Origin of the sequence: Vibrio sp. 10N.247.310.98 (genome assembly GCF_041467395.1) — a bacterium.
In the GTDB taxonomy this organism is placed as follows: domain Bacteria; phylum Pseudomonadota; class Gammaproteobacteria; order Enterobacterales; family Vibrionaceae; genus Vibrio; species Vibrio crassostreae_C.
This window is the reverse complement of sequence record NZ_JBFSUL010000006.1, coordinates 85362-105702: the sequence shown is the minus strand read 5'-3', so window position 1 is coordinate 105702 and position 20341 is coordinate 85362. Positions and strand designations below refer to the sequence as shown.

The following is a 20341-nucleotide window of genomic DNA, read 5'->3' as shown; positions in this document are numbered from 1 at the left end:
AACGGTATAGACTTAGCCAAACAATTGAGGCCAGCGATTGCTGGCCTTTTTTATTATTTGAATTCCTTATGGAAAAGGTGATATGTCTGTCAGTGTTTTAAGACTCTCGAGTTTACTTTTTATCGCAAGCTTAACGGTTGGGTGTTCAAGTGCGCCGGACGAAAGTGTTGACGATGATAACCTCGAAACCTCTGAATACGTCGAAGAGTCCCACCCGAATGATCCTTTTGAAGGCTTCAACCGAGCAATGTGGGATATCAACTACGAATATCTAGATCCTTATTTAGTTCGTCCTGTTTCCCTTGCTTATGTTGACTACACCCCTGTGCCAGTGCGTTCTGGTATCTCCAATTTTCTAGCCAACTTAGACGAACCATCAAGCATGGTTAACAACCTTATTATGGGCAATGGTGAAAAAGCACTCGACCATTTCAATCGTTTTTGGATTAACTCAACGATTGGTTTGTTAGGCTTAATCGATATTGCTAGTGAAGCTGGGATTACAAAGTACGATGATAAGTCGTTCTCTGATGCGATTGGTCATTACGGAGTAGGGAATGGTCCGTACTTCATGGTGCCGGGTTATGGTCCACTAACAACGCGTGAAGTAACTGAAACCGTTGATGGCTTGTATGTCCCTCTGTCGTTCTTGAATTTCTGGGCTAGCTTAGGCAAGTGGGCATTTGAAGGCATGGAAACACGTGCTCAGTTAGTATCACAAGAAGCGCTGTTGGATAACTCTCCTGATCCATATGCATTAACGCGTGATGTTTACATTCAACGTCGTGACTTCAAAGCCGAGATAGAACCTGAAGAGGTCGACCTTGAAGAAGAAGACTTCATCGATGGTTATCTAGAAGATTACTAGAAACATGATTTAGAGAACCGATAAAAGAAAGGCTCGATGTTGATAACAACATCGAGCCTTTTTAATGTTTGTTTACTTTAGATTAAGTCAAACAGATTAGAAACGGTAGTTAGCTTGGATACCCACTAGCCAAATACTACCAGTTACTTCACCTTCGAAGTCACCACCAAATGGCGCAGAACTTGCGTCATCTTCAACCATTTTTGCGTCTTTCGCTAGGATGTAAGTGAAACCAGCGTCTAGTGTTAGTTGCTCAGACCATTGGTAGCCAGCACCAATACTTAACCAAGTGCGGTCTGTTTCCGGAATCGTTGCTGTACGGTGCTCTTCGCTTACCGCTGAAGTATCGTACGCAATACCAGAGCGCAGAGCTAACTTAGGTGTCATTTGGTAAGTTGTACCGATCGCAAAACGGTAGTTGTCTTCCCAGTTCTCTTGCTTGATATCTTGAGTTCGAGCAGGGCCGAATTCAGGGATGTCAGCTATTAGTTCTTCAAAGCTGCTCCAATTAGTCCAGTTAACACTCGCATGTACAGCGACTTTATCTGATAGTTGATGGAAGCTTGCAAGCTCGGCGGTTGCTGGCAATGCAAGTTGCATAGAGCCGTTATATTTTGACTTCACAGGAGTACCTAAAGCGCCTGCAACAGCATCAAAAGCGACACCATTTGCGTGGCCCTCAAGCGTTAGGTCTACTTCTGACTTGTAGGTAAAACCAAGGCGGTTGTTTTCATTGATCTGCCAAGCGGTACCAACTTGCCAGCCCCACGCTGTGTCATCACCTTCCATGTATTTTAAAGCTGTACCTTGAGGCATAGGAACTAGAGAGTTAGCTGTAGATACCGCACCAAAGCTACCTTCAGCCATGATGTAACGAATACCACCACCAATAGATACGCTTTCAAGTACTTGGTAAGCCGCGTTTAGGTTTAGCTCCATTGTCGTAACGCTTGCTTCGTTACCATGGTTAGCGCCACCAAAGTCTTTACCTAGGTCTGTTTCCATACCGTAGTTAGTACCCGCAGCAAAGCCTAATGCGAACTTGTCATTGTACTTATGAGAAACATAAAAGTTTGGGATTACTGCACTGTGCGCAAAATCGCTAGAATTTGACGAAGTAGATTGTCCCATCATGGACGTAGAAGTACCGTCGATATCGATGTTCGGGTCAACATAGATAGCACCAACAGAAACCTGAGTGCCTTCTAGGTAAGTCAGCATTGCAGGGTTACGCCATTGTGCGTCTGCACCGTCAGCCATTGCTGCTTCACCCGCGTATGCGCGGCCTAGGCCTGTTGCTGAGTATTCTGCTAGTTGAAAACCTGCCGCGTGAGTCACGGTAGAAGTCGAAAGTAGTCCAACTGCCACTGCAGCAGATAGAAGAGTCTTATTCATTTTCATTATTATGTTCGCTGAATCATAAGTATTTAGTGGCGTGATTCTACTTTTAGAGTCATTACTTTAAAAATGAAATTCGAATAAAACAGTGTTTTAGGGATTTAATGAGTAAATGTGTTTAATTATTAGAGAAATAATCTAAATGTTTCGGCTGTGTTGCGAAATTTGAGCGTACACTTGTAGTCATATATTGACCTTGCAGGCTACAACTGTAAGCTTAAATTGATGTGAGTCAGTGGTTTAGGCAATGAAAAAGGGTCGCATAATGCGACCCTTTGGGGATAAATATATTAGCTTATATTAGAAGCTACGGCTGTACTGCAGACCCATCAGGATTGCATCAGCATGTGTTGTTGCGTTAACACCGGTTGAAAGCCCAGGAGCGACTGGCGTAGTTTCTGATACATCTACATCATCACCCATTAGGTATGTGAAGCCGAAGTCAACATTAGAAACTGTGTCAATGTGGTATGTGAAACCAGCAGAGAACCATTGACGATCAGAATCTGGAACAGAAATTGAAGTCAGTTCATCCTGTGCACTTGTGTCGTACATGTAACCTGCACGAAGAGTCCAATCAGAGTTTAGGTAGTATGTACCACCAATAGCGTAGTGCCAGCCATCTTGCCATTGGTATTGTTTCGCATACGACGAGCCAAGAGGTGAGCCTTGTAAGTTTTCAAAGTCGATTTGATCGAATGCACCCCAACCAATCCATTGTACAGAGTAGTGAACTGCGAATTTAGTATCTTCGATTTTGTGGTAACCCGAGAATTCAGCGATATCAGGTAAAGGTAAGGTGATTTCTTGGCCTTTATCATCTTTAGCTGTGATCTCTGGACTGTAGCGGTAAGCTAAGCCGAAGCGGTTGTTTTCGTCTAGTTCATATACAGTACCAACATTGAAGCCCACAGCCCAACCATCAGCCTCATCAACATCGACTAATGTTGTTCCGGCAGGAACTAAACCGCCACTAGCTACACCTAGAGCTGCACTAGTTTCTCTTTTCATGGTGCCTTGACCGTAAATAAGGTCTAAACCTGCACCAAAGCTCCATTGTTTATTCAGTCGGTATGAACCAGCAAGGCCAAAGTTAATGCTCTGAACATCTGTTAAGCCGCCGTATTCAGCTGCAGTATAACTATCATCAAACTCTGTCTTAGTACCGAAGTTTGAGTACGCATTAACACCCCAAGCGAATTTATCGTTTACTGGAACGATAAGGTGGATATTTGGCGCGATAGATGTATCACCAACATCATCCGTGTCGGCAACCGGAATTGGACTGCCATTAATATTGTATTCAGCATCGTTTACTTCAATCATTGAAGTAATGCTTTCAAAACCAAGCGAAAGCTCAGTTTTGTCAAATAGTGCCATTGCTGCAGGGTTACGTGCCATTACTGACGCGTTATCTGCGATTACTGCATCACCAGCGAAAGCACGGCCGATGCCGGTTGCTGATTGTGCGTTAAGTTGGAAACCTGCTGCCATCGCTTGCGAAGACGCCAGTGTAATTGTTACTGCTAAAAGAGACTTTTTAAACAGACGCGTGTTGTTGGTAGTCATTCATTTATTCCTTTATATATCCGCCTCTACAGGGCGATTAATTTGAGCAATTGCTCAATGGTGGCTGATCCTATTCGCAAGTATACGATATACAAATCCGACCATTGGGAATTTTGAGTGGAAAATTATGGAAATGACGCCTATCTGGCACGAAAATGGTGCGAAATGCTGATTTTTAGAGTTTTAACTCTAGATGTATTGATGGTGTGAATGGTTTTCTGATTTATTTATAAATAAAGCCCAGCGATATCAGTAATATAATTGCTGGGCCTTTTGTGACGGGGCTTTAAGAGTGAATTAGCTCATTGGTTTGATCATTTTTGTCAGCTTTTCGGCGATTTTGGAAACATCCTCACCATTTTCACCAACCAGGATTAAGCTGCTGCCATCGACGGGTGTTACCGAGCCGGACATGCCTTTTTCATCAAAGTCGATAGACTTGTCAGTCGGAATTCCAGTTAAAAACAGAGTGACCTTGCCTTTTGCGCCTTGGAAGACCATATGTACCGCGTTGGATTTACCAAAGCCACAGTGGTTTAGGTAATAAACGTGGTAAGGGAAAGCGTCATCAAACTGAAAAGCAAATGGATTCATTTTTGCATTGATCTGCTGCGATGTGACCTGTTCATCGATGTTACTAACAAAGCTCTTCTCATCAACAACATGCTTCATCGCCGTATCAACTAAACTCGCTTGCGCAGGTGAAACGAATGCATTTCCCCAATTCACTTGGCCAACTAATAAACCAGCAACAAACGCCACCGAGGCAGCCATTGCCATTGCTCGTCTCGCAAACGTAGGCCTTACTATTTTGCTCTCTTCGCTTGAGGTCTGATTGAACAGAATACGATCAGCAAGATCGTCTGGCACATCCACATTCATTGCAGAGTGGATCTGTTTATCAAGCGCTAGTACATCGTCTAAGAAGTTACTATTGGCTTCGCTATTCGCGGTCGCATCAACAATATCTTGTGTACGTTGTTTAGGTTCCGACAATACACGACGACGAAATTCCAAATCATCCATTATGTTGCCCCCTCTCTGCCTCTTCTGTATCCAACAGCTCTTTCAACTGATTTCGAGCTCTGAATAAACGTGTCATCACCGTGTTTTTGTTGAGATCGAGAATATCGGCAATCTCATCACCACTAAAACCACCAATCACTTGCAAGAAGAGAGGTTCACGGTAATCAATTTCAAGTTTCATGATCTGGGCTTGCAACCACTGATGCTGATGGTGCGGGTCATCACTGACACTAGCATCGTTACCGTGATCGTCGATATCAACCAGATCAAACTGTTTGCGTTCAAAACGTCGAGCGTTCTCGCGTCTCAAGATGGTAATCAGCCAAGATTTAGCGGCTTTTTCATCTTGAAGGCTATCGAGTGACTTCCATGCACGAAGGCAAGTTTCTTGAACTAAGTCTTCGGCAATGCTTTTGTCTTTGCATAACCAATAGGCGTAGCGAAAGAGGTCACGATGATAGGCACGCACGAGTGCTTCGTATTTTCTTTGTTTGTCCATATCAGAGTTGACCGGACGCTTGGCTGTTTTCTTTCCAAATATTTTTATTATTGACACACGAGCCTCCATAATTGCTCTGCGTATAGCTGTCCTCTATACGTTGTGCTTCGTTTTTTATATTTTTAGAGCTAACGATCGGCAGGAAATCGTAAAATCACATTAAAATTGATCTACTTCAAAATTTAAGGCCTCGAACCCGTTATAGTACACCTTGTCGTCTAGTTAGTCATTCGTGGCTAGCATGTTGAGCAAGACGACACTTCCTTTTGAAGGCTGACTTTACTTTCTCCTAATCAGGAAACTGATTATTTCAATTGGCGCTAAGTTAATTGCTTTATATACATTCCGACCACACAGCTTTGTGTGGTTTTTTTTTGCCTCAAGAAAACCATTCTCTACATTGCGATAACAGTCTTGGCTTACAATAGTTTAGTCTCTTACGACAACCTTTCCCCCAAAAAGGTTCGCCTGAATGTGCAGTTATATTTTCAAACAGTGAGATACTCGTATCACGTTTATTTAAACGCTCGTTTGATTTAATTAACAACTTCTTTACAATGCTTCAGGTCAGACCTCTTAACTTTAAGGAGAAACCATGGGCAAACAGGAAGTCAAAACGCGTTCTGGAGAACGTGTTGCCGTTGTCGCTGGATTACGAACCCCATTTGCTCGTCAGAGCACAGAATTTAGCCAAGTGCCTGCGGTTGACCTAGGCAAAATGGTTGTGAGCGAAATGCTTGCAAGAACGGATGTTGATCCTGCGCTTATCGAACAAGTTGTGTTCGGCCAAGTCGTGCAAATGCCAGAAGCGCCGAACATTGCGCGTGAAATCGTGTTGGGCACCGGCATGGACATCAATACCGATGCCTACAGTGTGACACGAGCATGTGCAACCAGCTTCCAAGCGGCAGTTAACGTGACCGAAAGCATTATGGCTGGCACGATTGATGTCGGTATTGCGGGCGGTGCGGACTCTTCTTCTGTATTGCCTATCGGTGTTTCGAAAAAGTTAGCGGCAAATCTATTAGCGCTGAGTAAAACGAAAACTATGGGTCAAAAGCTGAAGATTCTTAAAACGCTTTCCGTAAAAGATTTGATGCCAGTACCACCTGCAGTTGCAGAGTACTCGACTGGTTTATCCATGGGACAAACGGCTGAGCAAATGGCTAAGACGCATGGTATTACTCGCGAAGCTCAAGACGCACTTGCTCACCGTTCTCACTCTTTGGCTTCTCAAGCATGGAAAGAAGGCAAGATTAAAGACGAAGTGATGACGGCATTCCCGGCGCCTTACAAAAAGTATCTAGCGGAAGACAACAACATTCGCCACGACTCAACGGTTGAAGGTTACGCTAAGCTGCGTCCTGCTTTTGATAGAAAGTACGGCAGTGTAACGGCAGCCAATGCTACGCCTCTTACCGATGGCGGTGCAGCAGTGATGTTGATGCGCGAAGGTAAAGCGAAAGAACTAGGGTTAGAAGTGCTTGGTTATATTCGTGGTTATGCGTTCTCAGCGATTGGTGTTGAAACAGATATGCTGATGGGCCCGACTTACGCGACCTCACAAGTATTAAAGAACACCGGTTTAGAGTTGTCAGACCTAACACTGATCGAAATGCACGAAGCATTCGCTGCCCAAGTTTTGGCTAACGTGAAAATGTTCGCAAGCGATGAGTTTGCACAGAAGAATCTTGGCCGCGATAAAGCGATCGGTGAGATTGATATGGAGAAGTTCAACGTGCTGGGTAGCTCGATTGCTTACGGACATCCGTTTGCAGCGACTGGCGCACGCATGATGACTCAAACATTACGTGAACTGAAACGTCGCGGTGGCGGCTTGGCACTAAACACAGCTTGTGCGGCTGGTGGTTTAGGTGCAGCAATGATCTTGGAGGTAGAATAATGTCTACGACTCTTGATGCAACAACGGAAAAAGAAACAGTCGCTCAACCAGATTCAACGTCGGCGACTGAATCAACCACAAAGAAAGCAGCATTTTCTCTTAATATCGACGAGCAAGATATTGCTTGGTTAGCGATTGATGTGCCAAACGAGAAAATGAACACGCTGCAAGCGGCTTTTGCTGAAGAAATGAAAGCCATTTTCGAGCAACTCAAAGAAAAGCAGAGCCGAGTTAAGGGCCTAATCGTTTATTCTCTTAAGCCAGATAACTTTATCGCTGGTGCTGATGTAAGAATGCTTGATGCGTGTAAAACGGCTGACGAAGCACAGTCTCTAGCTCGCCAAGGGCAGGAGATGTTCCAAACTCTGTCTGAACTACCGTATCCAGTAGTCGCAGCGATTCACGGCCCATGTTTAGGCGGTGGTTTAGAGCTCGCACTGGCGTGTGATTACCGCGTATGTACCGATTCAGATAAGACTCGTCTTGGTCTACCAGAAGTACAGTTAGGTCTGTTACCAGGCTCTGGCGGTACACAGCGTCTACCTCGCCTTATTGGTTTGCTGCCATCTCTTGACCTAATCCTTACGGGTAAGCAACTGCGCGCTAAGAAAGCGAAATCGCTCGGTGTTGTCGATGCTTGTGTGCCTGAAACTATCCTGCTTGAAGTCGCTAAAAGCTTTGTTGAAAAGAATACGGGCAGTAAAAAAGGTAAGCGCCTTGCGTCGAAAAGCCAAGCGTCGACCAAAGAAAAGCTGATTTCACGTAACGGCCTTGGTCGCAAAGTGATTTTTGAACAAGCTTCTAAGAAGACCAATCAGAAAACACGCGGCAATTACCCAGCAGCAGATGCGATTCTAGACGTGATTCGTTATGGCCTTGAGAATGGCTTTGACAAAGGCCTTCAGTATGAAGCGAAGCGTTTCTCTGAACTGGTTATGACTTCTGAATCTAAAGCCCTTCGTTCGATTTTCTTTGCAACCACGGAAATGAAAAAAGAACACGGCGCAGACGCAGAACCAAAAGCGGTTAAGCGTGTTGGTGTGCTAGGCGGCGGTCTTATGGGCGCAGGCATCAGCCATGTCAGTGTTGCTAAGGCGAAAGTGCCTGTACGCATTAAAGACGTATCAAATGAAGGTGTACTGAACGCGCTTAACTACAACTTCAAGTTGTTCGATAAGCAGCGTAAGCGTCGCATTCTGAGCCGAGCGGGCCTTGAAAGTAAGATGCTTCAGCTATCTGGTGGTATCGACTTTACGAGTTTCAACCACACTGATGTAGTGATTGAAGCGGTATTTGAAGACCTCGACCTTAAGCAATCAATGGTTGCGGATATCGAAGCCAATGCCAAGCCAGAGACTATCTTTGCGACCAACACGTCTTCGCTGCCAATCCATAAGATTGCGGAGAAGGCGCAGCGACCAGAAAACGTGGTCGGTCTTCACTACTTCAGCCCAGCCGAAAAAATGCCGCTAGTAGAAGTTATCCCTCATGAAACTACGTCAGAAGAGACGATTTCTACGGTTGTTGCATTAGCGAAGAAGCAAGGTAAAACGCCGATTGTTGTGAAAGACACGGCTGGTTTTTATGTGAACCGTATTCTTGCTCCGTACATGAACGAAGCAGCGCATTTACTGCTAGCGAACGAGCCGATTGAAAAGCTCGACAGCACGTTATTGGACTTCGGTTTCCCGGTTGGTCCTATCACTTTATTAGATGAGGTGGGTGTTGATATCGGTGCGAAGATCATTCCGATTTTAGTGAATGAGCTTGGCGATCGTTTCCAAGGTCCTGATGTGTTCGATATTCTTTTGAATGACAATCGTAAAGGCCGCAAGAGTGGTAAAGGTTTCTACACTTACAAAGGCAAGAAGAAGGAAGTGGATAAGTCAGTTTACAAGCTGCTTAAGCTGCAACCAGATCCTAAGTTGAGCGATAACGATATCGCGATGCGCTGTGTGTTACCTATGCTAAACGAAGCGGTTCGTTGTCTAGACGACGGCATTATCCGCAGCCCTCGTGATGGTGATATCGGTGCGATTTTCGGTATCGGTTTCCCGCCATTCCTAGGTGGTCCGTTCCGTTATATGGATCAAATCGGCATTAAGTCACTGGTTGAGATGATGAACGATTTCGCTAAGAAGTACGGTGACCGTTTCGCGCCATGTGATGGCCTACTGACACGTGCTGGATTGGGTGAGTCTTTCTACAAGTAACTCTCTAACTCATTGATTAAGAAGCCCGTATCAAGCAATTGATGCGGGCTTTTCTGTTTTATGAACGAGTGTGAAAGGAATGAGATTCCCGACTCAGTCGTTCCTCCTTCTCGGGAATGATGATTGAGAGATAAAAAGTAAGTTATTGCGTTGATTAGAAAGGTGGTCAAACACACGTCAATCAAAACTACCGTCATCTCCTAAAGCGACGAAGGAGCGTAATAGGAGATCTGCTTTTGGGCTGCATCCAATAAAAAAGGTTGATGCTTTCACATCAACCTTATGATTTTCATTCCAGCTTTATCAGCCTAGCTCAGTATCTTTCGGGCGTAACTGAAACTCATCAATAGAGCCAATTTCAACACCTGCTGACAGCTTCTCTTCCTCATTATGAGCATTACCGTGAGCATGCATAATCAGGCGATTTGCCGTGCGTGGTTTTAGCTGGCTAACCACAAAACGCATCATGTCAGAGCGAGTTAACCCCTTAAGGTCTTCTAATACGCGCTCTCTCTGGTTGAACTCAACATCCTTATTGCCTATCGCAACCCATAAGCGCTGAGCTCGTCCTCGCAAAGTCGTATCTGGTGTCGAAATCTGATTCCAGAGACCGCGTTTACTGCTGTGCCATTGGTAGTCATTAAGCTCAAACAACACCATATAAAAGGCATTGAGGAACTCATCTATTGAGGCTAACAAGTCAGCAGGGGCTGCATTTGGTGATTGCACGTACAACACAATACCTGGGTGTCGGTTTAGTGGCATATTGCCGGTACCGACCATGTAACCTAGCTGCTGCTTGGTTCGTATCTCATGGAAGAAAGTGGCCGACATCAAATGGTTTGCCAGTGAATACAGCGCGATGTTTTTAGGAGAAATATCAGGACATTGGTAATAAACCACGATGGCCGAATCATCTTGGTTACACACCACTTCACGTTGGAAGCTGCCATTTTCACCGAGCATGATGAGCGGACGCAGTGATTCTTCGTAAGCCTGATCTTGAACACGCAGTGCATCTTTTAGCGTTTCAGCCATCTTGTGTGCATCGGCTTTTTTCCAGTCGCCATACACAAACATCTCAACATGAAGTTCCGCCAAGATTGCTTGAACAAAAGAGGAGAGCTCATCGACCTCTATCGTTTCTAAGGCTTCAATTAACACGGAATAGGGCGGGTTATTTGGTTGAAGTATCCCAGTCATTGCATTAAACAACTGCGAAATAGGGCGATCTTGCGACGCGTTGTTCCAGTTTCTGAGCAATTGATGCTTGATGGTTTCGAAGCGTGTTGGACTAAAGTCGCGTGCTTGGAAACGTTCAAGAATCATATTGAGCAGTTGTGGCTGTTTCTCGCTAAACCCGGACAGAGTGAGCGTTACACCGCCCTGATGGGTGTACATGTTGTAGCCCATTCCGGCGATTTCAGCCTGATACGTATCTTTTTCGAGTGAGTCTAAGAACATTTCTACACACAAGCGTGTTTTAACGATATTTCTTGGGCTAGCGACTGAGTGCGGGCTATCGATAGCAACATACACCACACCTTTTGGCACCCGGAATTGATGGTCTTGCAGATGCCATAGCTTAAAGCCATCGAGCTCTTCTAACAGTTGTGGGAACTTAGCGTCACCTTCGAGTTCAGTCGGGTCTAGATCGTAGCAAATAAACGGGTTTTTGCTTGGGAGTTCAAACTGCCAACCGGGGTTAATGCACGTAAAGCATTGAACTTGTTCAGCGCTAAAAGGTGTGACCGAGTAGGGCGTAAAGTACCACTTCGCTTCCCTGTCATACTCGAATCCCTGAGCAACAATGGTTGCCCGCATGTTGTCGACGGTTAAGTAAGGCAGCAAAGCACGCTGTAATTCGTCATCGAAATGCGACATTTTGTAATCGCCATACACCACATCTTGCTCTTGGTAGTGCTGCATGTTGATGACGAGGTGGCTGACGACATCAAGCGGTCTTGCTGGCTCTTGAAAGCGGAAAGCAGACTCTAAAACGGCGCGTTTTTCTAGGTAGCGCCACTCTTCTATGCCTTGTTGTTCGACTAACTTGATGTACTGAAATATCGCTTGGATGATGTTATCGGTTTTGGTTAAACCTTCTATGGTCAATGAGCAACTGACTGTGAAATCACGGTAGTTACTGCCACTCGCGCCACCACCTGCAGAGAGAGATGTTATCCAGCCTTTCTCTTTGAGTTGCATCATCAAACTGCCTTCACCTTCGTAACCTAAAAGGTGGGCAAAGAACGACAAAGGCTTAACGCCGTAGTGTTCGTCCATGCTTGGCATCGGGAAGGTTAAGATCAGTTTGCGCACTTCTTTAATCGGCTCAACGCGGACTTGTACACCCGTACTTAACTCGCCGACAATCGGAACTTCAACCTTTTTGCCTTGTAGGTTGTGATTGGTGATTGAGCTAAAGCGATCCTCAACCCAGCTTTGCATCTCATCTAACGACTGATTGCCAGACAGTGTCAGTGTCATCAAGTCAGCAGAGTATTGTTGCTGGTGGAAAGCCAAGATCTCTTGTCGAATCGTCTCGCCGTTTCTGTCACCCAACGTATCGATATTACCGACAGAAAACTTCGAGAATGGGTGATTGTGATTCACCAGTTCTTTGGTAACTTGGTACAAGCGTCGTGAGTCGTCGTTGAGTTTCATCTTGTATTCGGAGTCAACGGCTTGGCGTTCTTTGTCTAACGCTTCTTCGTTGAAAAGGGGAGCGGTAAAAAATTGGCTGAAGCGATCGAGTGCGGTTTCAAAGGCATTCAATTCAACATCAAAAAAGAAGCAGGTGTGCTCTGTTCCTGTCCAAGCGTTGTTGCTACCGCCATGCTGGCTGATAAAACTTTGGAACTCTCCGACCTTTGGATACTTTTCAGTTCCCAAAAATAGCATATGCTCTAAGTAGTGAGCTAAACCCTCTCGGTCTGTAGGGTCATCAAAATGCCCCACATTGACGGCTAATGCGGCTGCTGCTTTTTGAGCATTTTGATCCTGAACTAACAGTGCACGTAACCCGTTATTTAAGGTTATGTAGCGGTATTGATGTTCATCATTTGGGCTTAAGTGCACAGGAGCATCTCCAGAGAAGGTGGTTTTTAAATTATGTACCCGATGATTCGGCGTGCAAACCTTGTGATCATATTTTGGGATATGAAGTGCTTTTTGGCGATTTCTAAATCACTTTTATCGATTTTTATCAGTAATTTATTTTCTTTTAACAAGATTGTTAAGAAAGTCGAACTCTTTGGCAAGTGACTTGATATAATTATTTATATTGACTGCGGTTTCTCTGGATTGAGAGCCAAACCTAAGTAGCGTTTCGCTGATATATGGGATATATCGACTTTCGACATGTTACGAAGACAGGATTGAACATGAAAATATTCATTATGCGCCACGGTGAAGCAGAACATTTTGCCAACTCGGATGCAGAAAGAGCGTTGACCAAGCGCGGGAAAATGGCTTCTCTTGCCGTGGCACAAGCTGCAAATGAGCAGGGGATTAGTCAATTCGATAAAGTGCTGGTGAGCCCATATTTAAGGGCACAAGAAACGTGGTTAGAGATCTCTCAGGCGTTTTCTGGAAAGAAAGTAGAAACCTGTGATGATATTACGCCTTATGGAATGTCCGACGATGTGTTTGATTTGACCTTAGCAATGGCTGAAGTAGAAAAACTAGAGACCATTTTATTTGTTTCTCATTTACCTCTAGTTGGCTACCTAACTGCAGAGTTTGCAACAGGCATGGCGCCGCCTATGTTTCCCACTTCGGGCCTAGCGTGTATCGACTTCAACCTTGAGACACAAAAAGGTGAGTTGCTTTGGAACATCAATCCATAAGCTCGTTGAGCTCTGTTTGATGACAAAGTTGCAGACAATTAGAAAGGGCATCTCAATATGATTGGGATGCCCTTTGTTGTTTTTTGGTGAGAGAGAGTTTGTTAACCAGAATTACTTCTCAGGAACCGAAAGCAAGACTAACAGCGCGCCATTGCCGCCAAACTCTAACGGTGCTTGGTGGAAAGCCATCACGTCTGGGTGCTGTGCTAACCACAAAGGCACCTTCTGTTTAAGGATGTGTTTACCGATACCGTGTTGAACACAGGCACACGCCACGCTCTCTTTCACGCAGTGCGCAATCATCGCGCCAAGCTCACGTTTGGCTTCTTGTTGAGTCATACCATGCATATCGAGATACACGTCAGGCACGTAGACACCACGACGGAGGCGCTTGACCTCATATTTAGAGACATCATCACGCGCATAACGCGTCGGACCGTCTTCGCTAAGATGCGGAATGAACTCATCCGAGAAATAAAACTCGCTATCACTGGCTTGTCTTGCCGTTCGAGTAATTTCTTTTTGCTTGGCATTTCTTTTTGGCTGCTGGACTATGGTATCCTGTTGCAACTTTTTAACGCCCTTTACTGCATCGTTGAACAGGGCGAAATCGTCATCGAAGTCGGTGTCTTTTTTGCTCATCAGGTTATGAATTCTAATTAGAAACGTAATTAGCAGTATTGTAGCGCTTTTCGGAGACAATTTTGGATAAGATTTTTGTAGAAGAAGCGGTATCAGAACTACACACGCTTCAAGATGTGATTCGTTGGACTGTTAGCCGCTTTAACGCAGCGGGCCTATTTTATGGTCACGGCACTGATAACGCGTGGGATGAGGCAGTACAACTTATCTTACCTACTCTTTATCTGCCGATTGATGTTCCTTCGCATGTGATGAACTCTCGTCTAACGAGCAGCGAACGTCTACGTATTGTTGAGCGCGTAATCAAGCGTATTAATGATCGTACACCAACGGCTTACCTAACCAACAAAGCTTGGTTCTGTGGTCTTGAGTTCTTCGTTGATGAGCGCGTTCTTGTGCCTCGTTCTCCAATTGGTGAGCTGATCGAAGCTCAATTCCAACCTTGGTTAACTGAAGAGCCAACTCGCATCATGGATATGTGTACGGGTAGTGGTTGTATCGCTATTGCTTGTGCTCACGCATTCCCAGACGCTGAAGTAGATGCGATTGATATCTCTACTGACGCATTGCAAGTTGCAGAGCAGAACGTTCAAGATCACGGCATGGAGCAGCAAGTGTTCCCAATCCGTTCAGATCTTTTCCGTGATTTGCCAAAAGAGAAATACAACCTGATCGTATCTAACCCACCTTACGTGGACGAAGAAGATATGAACAGCCTGCCAGATGAGTTTACTCACGAGCCAGAACTTGGCCTAGCAGCGGGTACAGACGGTCTGAAATTGGTTCGTCGCATCTTAGCTAATGCACCAGACTACCTAACTGACGACGGTATTCTTATCTGTGAAGTTGGTAACTCAATGGTTCATATGATGGATCAGTACCCAGAGATTCCATTCACTTGGATTGAATTCTCTAACGGTGGTCATGGCGTATTCATGATCACTCGTGAGCAGCTTGTTGCTTGCGCTGATGAGTTCTCTATCTACAAAGACTAGGTTTCAATTATTAGGTTAGTGCCCCTATCTTAGGGCTGTAAGCTTAGAACCTGACATCTAGTAAGACGTTCGATTTGAAACGTTTTTATTTAAACGCCATGCAGCAATGCATGGCGTTTTTTATTGCCTAGATTAAAGATGTTTGCATTTATATCGAAGACGTTAAGCGCAATATTTAGTTGATTAATATGAGGGCTTATTACATATTGGTGTTTAATATTTAGTCGTTTTAGTGAGTTAAGGAGGATTCACGATGAGCTTTGATACATGGATTTATTATTTATTAGCGGTGCTAATTTTAACGGCATCACCAGGCCCAAGTTCTTTATTGTGCATGACCAAAGGTGTGCAATCTGGCTTTAAATTATCGATATTTACTGCCTTGGGGAGCTTAACTGCGATTACTGGTATTTTAACTTTATCGTTTACCGGGCTAGGGGTAATTATTGCTTCGTCTGAAGTGGTATTTAATGTCATAAAATGGACTGGTGCGGCTTACCTTATCTTCCTCGGTTGGAAGTCTCTGCGCTCTAGCCAACAAGATTATGACAAGTTATCGGATCAACAAGGCGGTGCTCAATCTGTCAAAGAAAGCGCTGCGCAGCATTACTTAAGTGGCTTTATTGTTGGCGCGAGTAACCCCAAAGCTATCTTGTTTTTTACTGCACTTTTCCCACAGTTTATTGATCCCTCAATTGCGCTATTACCACAGTTTACCGTGTTTGCTTTTACCTTCGCAGTGATGGAATTGTCTTGGTTATTGGTGTATGCCTACTTGGGGGCGAAGTCGTCAAATTGGTTGTTTGCGAAAGGTCGAGCCAAGGTCTTTAATCGTGTCACTGGAGGTGTCTTTATTGGGGCTGGCGCACTGCTTTCGACGACCAGTCGAGCATAACTTTCTGTTTTATCAGAGAGGTGAATGGTTACAGAATATTCTTGATGCTGTCATAAAAGGTTAATATTAATGTGCTTGCTGCTTTTGGCGAAAAGCCGATATATTGTAGTTACACCATCACGTTCTCAAGGAGAGGCATATGCAGCATCAAGAAATGATTCAACACAGTAACTTTGGCGTAATCAGTCGTACTTGGATTTTCTCTACCCTTTCTCTAGTGGGTATTCTTGCTCTAATGTAGTCAGCTTCATGGCTCTATAGTTTTAGTTTTTATTATGAAATCACTTGTTAAAAAGTCTTCAAAGTCAGAACTCTTTCTCTTATAAATGTGGCTTTTCTCATCAGGCTAGCCACTTAACTTTTTCTTAGTCATCTTCTTCTAGCAAGCATCCCCCAGTAATTTACTCCTAGTCACCACTTTCTTCTTGTGGAATGGTTTATCACCTTACCTCTATAAACAAGCGCCATCGCACTTCTGAAGTTGTTACGAAACTGTGATAATCTTAAGTTATCTTTTATCTACAGTGTATCTCTCATGTCTGTCTGGGATTCTATTTCATTTAACAATCGATTTACTGCATTACCTCGACTGTTCTATACCCCAATTCAACCTACACCGCTCAGCAATGTCCAATGGCTCGCATGGAATCATAAGCTTGCGGATGAACTCGGTTTTTTGTCATTTGATGATGCTTCCGAGGAATTGCTTGAAACGTTATCTGGCAATGTTGAACCTGAGCAGTTTTCGCCTGTAGCAATGAAATACGCAGGCCACCAGTTTGGTTCTTATAACCCGGATTTAGGTGATGGAAGAGGGCTGTTATTAGCTCAAATTGTCGCGAAAAGTGGCGAAACGTTCGATTTACACCTTAAAGGTGCCGGTAAAACGCCCTATTCACGTATGGGCGATGGACGCGCTGTTATTCGATCAACCGTTCGTGAGTACTTATGTAGCGAAGCGATGGCAGGGCTCAATATCCCAACCACTCGCGCGTTGGCTATGATGACCAGCGACACACCGGTATATCGAGAGAAGCAAGAGTGGGGCGCATTGTTGGTGCGTGCTGCCGAATCACACATCCGTTTCGGTCACTTTGAACATCTGTTTTATACCAATCAGTTGGCTGAGCATAAGTTGCTGGCCGATAAAGTCATTGAATGGCACTTCCCTGAGTGTCTCGATGAAGAGAAACCCTACGCTGCTATGTTTAATCAGATTGTTGACCGTACCGCGGAGATGATTGCGTTGTGGCAAGCGAATGGTTTTGCTCATGGCGTGATGAACACCGATAACATGTCGATCATCGGGCAAACTTTCGATTATGGTCCGTTTGCGTTTCTTGATGAATATGACCCAAGATTGATCTGTAATCACTCGGATTACCAAGGTCGTTATGCTTTTAACCAGCAGCCAAGAATAGGGCTTTGGAACTTGTCGGCACTGGCTCACTCACTTTCTCCGCTGGTGGATAAGGCCGACTTAGAGGCGGCTTTAGAGCAGTACGAACCGCAAATGAACGGTTACTTTAGTCAGATGATGCGTCGTAAGTTGGGGCTACTTTCGAAACAAGAAGGCGACAGTCGTTTGTTTGAATCTATGTTCGAGCTGATGTCGCAAAACAAAGTCGACTACCCAAGGTTCTTTAGAACGCTATCGAACCTAGACACCTTGTCGCCACAAGAAGTGATTGATCTGATAATTGATCGAGAGGCAGCAAAACTGTGGGTAGATAACTACTTACAACGCTGCGAATTGGAAGATAGCTCAGTGGTCGAGCGCTGCGAAAATATGAGACAGGTAAACCCGAAATACATCCTCAGAAACTACCTAGCTCAGCTAGCGATAGACAAAGCAGAGCGCGGTGATAGCAGCGACATTGACGCTTTGATGGTGGTACTGGCAGACCCTTATGCGGAACACCCGGATTATGAATACCTTGCGGCTCTACCTCCTGAGTGGGGTAAAGCCATGGAGATCAGCTGCTCTTCATAACCAACCAATAGCGGATTAAGCCCTAAAGATTCAGATAGAGGTCACTAAGTTGTGATCTTTATCTGTTTGTTCTTCTAACTTTACAAACATGTCAATAATCAAACAATCGGCCAGCCTATACACTATGTGAATAAGTTGTAAATTTAATAGGTTTGGGCGATGCCAACAAATACTCGAATTCTCGTGGTGGATGATGATCAAGAAATCCGCGAGCTGCTGGAAGAGTACCTCACAAAATCTGGTTTCGATGTTTCTTCTGTGGGAGATGGTGTTGAACTAGAAGCTCATCTGCAAAACCAAGGTTATCCAGATCTGATTCTGCTTGATGTGATGCTACCCGGTGACGATGGTTTTACCTTGTGTCAACGCGTCCGTAAGCAATCGAATGTGCCTATCATCATGCTGACTGCCGTATCGGATGAAACCGACCAAATTATCGGCTTAGAAATTGGTGCTGATGATTACATTGCCAAGCCGTTTAGCCCTCGTCAGTTAATGGCGCGTATCAAAGCGTTGTTGCGCCGCGTTCAAGTGGTGGATGACAAGACAAGTGATGCATTGCCAAAACAGATTGTTTTTGGTGATTGGACGCTTGATACGTTAGCGCATCGAATTTCCCACAATGAAAACTCGGAAGAGATGGATTTGTCGGGCAGTGATTTTTCTCTGTTGATGTTGTTCTTAACTCGCCCTAACGAAGTTCTCGACCGTGACACTATCTCATTCGCGACCAGAGGCCGTGAAGCGTTGCCTTTTGAGCGAGGCATTGATGTGCAGCTTAGTCGTCTGAGAAGCCGATTGGGCAACAGTGGCAAGTATCCTCACTACATCAAAACCATGCGCGGTAATGGCTATATCCTCGCTGTGCCTGTTCAGTATCAACACTGATAATCAAGTGATGTTAATGAGCACCTCGGCAATGAAGTATTTCCTATGAACGGGTTGAGTCGGTTAAAGCCAAACTCTTTGGTTGCCAGAACATTGTTACTGACCTTGTTAGCTGTGGTGATAGCTCAAGGTATCGCAACGTCTATTTGGTATAGCGAATCCAAACACAAAGAACTGGAGGGGATTCGTTCTGCCTCTTCAAGCATGGCCAATATGTTTGCCTCGACGGTGACTTTCTTCCAGTCTCTGCCCGTTAAATATCGCCATATCGTGTTGGATCAAATCCGCAATATGGGCGGTACGCGCTTCTTCGTTTCTTTCAATAAAGAGGCGTTGATTGTCGAACCGATCCCTGATACCCGTTTAAAAACCGCCTCGATTGAAGCGATAGAAAGTGTTTTGAGTAGCAAGCTCAATAAAGTCGAATCAGTGCGGGTTGATTTCTCTCGCCCTGAACATCTTCGTTTGCTTAAAAATGACATCTACTTGAGCGATCTCCCACGATCGTGGGCACATCATACTTTAACCTTAGAACCTCTTAACCCTCCTATTCTGGTTGTTCAGATAGAATTAGCCAGTCATGAATGGGTGTATATCGCCGCGTTGTTGCCTGCGCCTTACGTCAAACTCGACGATACGATTCTCGGCAGAGAACAGGTGATCTTCTTAGTTTCCTCGACCCTCATTCTTTTGGTTTTGACTTACTTGATGATTCGTCGGCAAGTACGCCCTCTTAAAAAATTAGCAAGAGCGGCCAATGAGATGAGTATGGATATTCAGCAGCCGCCACTTAACGAAGAGGGGGCTACTGAGCTGGTGACGGCGACCCGAGCGTTTAATCGAATGCAGCAACGGATTCGTCGCTATGTTGCCGACCGTGAGCACCTTTTCTCTGCAATCTCACATGATTTAAAGACACCAATAACACGGCTTAGATTGCGTGCAGAGTTGTTGGAGAGTGAAGCAAAGAAAGACAAATTCAACAAAGATCTCGATGAGCTTGAGATGATGGTTAAAGGTGCTTTGCAAGCGGTAAGAGACACCGATCTACACGAGAATAATGCCATTATTGACCTCAACGAAATGGTACTTGCAGTGATTGAATCTCATAACCAGTATCAGACAAAGGTTGAGTTCGAGCCGGTCGTCATTGAGCCATTGGTCGCTAAACCACTGGCGATAAAGCGTGTACTCACCAACTTAATCGACAACGCGGTTAAGTATGGTTCCTCAGCAGTTGTTGAAATCAGCGGTGATGATCTTTGGGTGGTCGTGACCATTCAAGACCGTGGTCTCGGTATTCCAGAAGACAAGCTAGAGTTAGTTTTTGAACCTTACTTTAGGTTAGCAACGGATGATCAAGGACACGGTCTTGGCCTCGGGATCTGCCGAAATATCCTGCATGGACACGGCGGAGATCTCATTATTCGCAACTCCTCTCAAGGTGGCTTAGAAGCCAAAGTCTATATCCCAACAGGCCTAGAAGTGTAACGTAACAATTATGTTACATAAGGCTTACCTTTTGTTTCAATCCTAAAAATCAAAATAAGTAGACTCTGTATTGAACCGGACGTCGAGTCCGCTAAAACATGGAAGATAAT

General features: G+C 44.7%; 15 protein-coding genes. 9 read left to right on the top strand and 6 right to left on the bottom strand.

All coding sequences use genetic code 11. The annotated features are described in order from the left end of the window. The first annotated feature begins 82 nt into the window (after positions 1-82). A complete protein-coding gene (locus tag AB6E78_RS04415) occupies positions 83-868 on the top strand; it encodes a VacJ family lipoprotein (RefSeq protein WP_372051039.1) in 786 nt (261 codons plus the stop codon). 96 nt (positions 869-964) lie between these two features. On the opposite strand, the gene AB6E78_RS04410 is transcribed toward AB6E78_RS04415, so the two are convergent. The 4 genes from AB6E78_RS04410 to AB6E78_RS04395 form a co-directional block, all read right to left on the bottom strand. Continuing rightward, complete coding sequence (locus AB6E78_RS04410; protein WP_372132838.1) at positions 965-2269, bottom strand: outer membrane protein transport protein; 1305 nt, start codon at positions 2267-2269, stop codon at positions 965-967. 297 nt (positions 2270-2566) lie between these two features. Beyond that, positions 2567-3835 (bottom strand): outer membrane protein transport protein, encoded by a 1269-nt coding sequence (locus tag AB6E78_RS04405; protein ID WP_069597167.1) that lies wholly within the window; start codon positions 3833-3835, stop codon positions 2567-2569. A gap of 297 nt (positions 3836-4132) precedes the next feature. Beyond that, complete coding sequence (locus AB6E78_RS04400) at positions 4133-4861, bottom strand: DUF3379 domain-containing protein (protein WP_372129886.1); 729 nt, start codon at positions 4859-4861, stop codon at positions 4133-4135. Beyond that, a complete protein-coding gene (locus tag AB6E78_RS04395; protein WP_372129885.1) occupies positions 4854-5429 on the bottom strand; it encodes a sigma-70 family RNA polymerase sigma factor in 576 nt (191 codons plus the stop codon). Before AB6E78_RS04395 ends, AB6E78_RS04400 begins: the two co-directional genes overlap by 8 nt. 526 nt (positions 5430-5955) lie before the next feature. On the opposite strand from AB6E78_RS04395, the gene fadI reads away from it, so the two are divergent. Beyond that, positions 5956-7263 carry an acetyl-CoA C-acyltransferase FadI gene (gene fadI, locus AB6E78_RS04390; RefSeq protein ID WP_048607862.1) on the top strand — a complete coding sequence of 436 codons (1308 nt, stop codon included), beginning with the start codon at positions 5956-5958 and terminating at the stop codon, positions 7261-7263. Next, positions 7263-9476 carry a fatty acid oxidation complex subunit alpha FadJ gene (gene fadJ / locus AB6E78_RS04385; protein ID WP_372132842.1) on the top strand — a complete coding sequence of 738 codons (2214 nt, stop codon included), beginning with the start codon at positions 7263-7265 and terminating at the stop codon, positions 9474-9476. Before fadI ends, fadJ begins: the two co-directional genes overlap by 1 nt. Before the next feature lie 303 nt (positions 9477-9779). Here fadJ and AB6E78_RS04380 read toward each other — a convergent pair whose 3' ends face one another. After that, positions 9780-12557: an insulinase family protein gene (locus tag AB6E78_RS04380; RefSeq protein WP_372132844.1), complete on the bottom strand. Its 2778-nt coding sequence runs from the start codon at positions 12555-12557 to the stop codon at positions 9780-9782. 305 nt (positions 12558-12862) lie between these two features. Here AB6E78_RS04380 and sixA point away from each other — a divergent pair, with 305 nt between their 5' ends. After that, positions 12863-13327: a phosphohistidine phosphatase SixA gene (sixA, locus tag AB6E78_RS04375; protein WP_017064097.1), complete on the top strand. Its 465-nt coding sequence runs from the start codon at positions 12863-12865 to the stop codon at positions 13325-13327. A 111-nt stretch (positions 13328-13438) separates the two neighbouring features. Here the strand turns inward: sixA and smrB are convergent, their stop codons facing one another. Then, complete coding sequence (gene smrB / locus AB6E78_RS04370) at positions 13439-13969, bottom strand: endonuclease SmrB (protein WP_017064096.1); 531 nt, start codon at positions 13967-13969, stop codon at positions 13439-13441. Positions 13970-14031: 62 nt separating this feature from the next. Between smrB and prmB the strand changes: the two genes are divergently transcribed. From prmB to AB6E78_RS04345, 5 genes are all read left to right on the top strand, one after another. Beyond that, complete coding sequence (gene prmB, locus AB6E78_RS04365; protein ID WP_017060640.1) at positions 14032-14964, top strand: 50S ribosomal protein L3 N(5)-glutamine methyltransferase; 933 nt, start codon at positions 14032-14034, stop codon at positions 14962-14964. A gap of 253 nt (positions 14965-15217) precedes the next feature. Next, positions 15218-15859, top strand: a complete 642-nt coding sequence (locus AB6E78_RS04360; protein ID WP_017060639.1) for a LysE family translocator — start codon at positions 15218-15220, stop codon at positions 15857-15859. A gap of 535 nt (positions 15860-16394) precedes the next feature. After that, positions 16395-17852, top strand: coding sequence for a protein adenylyltransferase SelO (locus tag AB6E78_RS04355; protein ID WP_065583674.1), 1458 nt, complete (start codon positions 16395-16397; stop codon positions 17850-17852). A gap of 159 nt (positions 17853-18011) precedes the next feature. Beyond that, complete coding sequence (locus AB6E78_RS04350) at positions 18012-18740, top strand: response regulator (RefSeq protein WP_372132847.1); 729 nt, start codon at positions 18012-18014, stop codon at positions 18738-18740. A 45-nt stretch (positions 18741-18785) separates the two neighbouring features. Beyond that, positions 18786-20231 carry an ATP-binding protein gene (locus AB6E78_RS04345; RefSeq protein ID WP_372132849.1) on the top strand — a complete coding sequence of 482 codons (1446 nt, stop codon included), beginning with the start codon at positions 18786-18788 and terminating at the stop codon, positions 20229-20231. Positions 20232-20341 lie beyond the last annotated feature (110 nt).

What these genes read in the sequence shown, in the direction of transcription:
- AB6E78_RS04395 (WP_372129885.1), bottom strand. Translation starts at nt 5,429, where the DNA reads ATGGAGGCTCGTGTGTCAATAATAAAAATATTTGGAAAGAAAACAGCC.
- AB6E78_RS04355 (WP_065583674.1), top strand. Translation starts at nt 16,395, where the DNA reads ATGTCTGTCTGGGATTCTATTTCATTTAACAATCGATTTACTGCATTA.
- AB6E78_RS04410 (WP_372132838.1), bottom strand. Translation starts at nt 2,269, where the DNA reads ATGAAAATGAATAAGACTCTTCTATCTGCTGCAGTGGCAGTTGGACTA.
- fadJ (WP_372132842.1), top strand. Translation starts at nt 7,263, where the DNA reads ATGTCTACGACTCTTGATGCAACAACGGAAAAAGAAACAGTCGCTCAA.
- AB6E78_RS04350 (WP_372132847.1), top strand. Translation starts at nt 18,012, where the DNA reads ATGCCAACAAATACTCGAATTCTCGTGGTGGATGATGATCAAGAAATC.
- smrB (WP_017064096.1), bottom strand. Translation starts at nt 13,969, where the DNA reads ATGAGCAAAAAAGACACCGACTTCGATGACGATTTCGCCCTGTTCAAC.
- AB6E78_RS04400 (WP_372129886.1), bottom strand. Translation starts at nt 4,861, where the DNA reads ATGGATGATTTGGAATTTCGTCGTCGTGTATTGTCGGAACCTAAACAA.
- fadI (WP_048607862.1), top strand. Translation starts at nt 5,956, where the DNA reads ATGGGCAAACAGGAAGTCAAAACGCGTTCTGGAGAACGTGTTGCCGTT.
- AB6E78_RS04415 (WP_372051039.1), top strand. Translation starts at nt 83, where the DNA reads ATGTCTGTCAGTGTTTTAAGACTCTCGAGTTTACTTTTTATCGCAAGC.
- AB6E78_RS04360 (WP_017060639.1), top strand. Translation starts at nt 15,218, where the DNA reads ATGAGCTTTGATACATGGATTTATTATTTATTAGCGGTGCTAATTTTA.
- AB6E78_RS04405 (WP_069597167.1), bottom strand. Translation starts at nt 3,835, where the DNA reads ATGACTACCAACAACACGCGTCTGTTTAAAAAGTCTCTTTTAGCAGTA.
- AB6E78_RS04345 (WP_372132849.1), top strand. Translation starts at nt 18,786, where the DNA reads ATGAACGGGTTGAGTCGGTTAAAGCCAAACTCTTTGGTTGCCAGAACA.
- sixA (WP_017064097.1), top strand. Translation starts at nt 12,863, where the DNA reads ATGAAAATATTCATTATGCGCCACGGTGAAGCAGAACATTTTGCCAAC.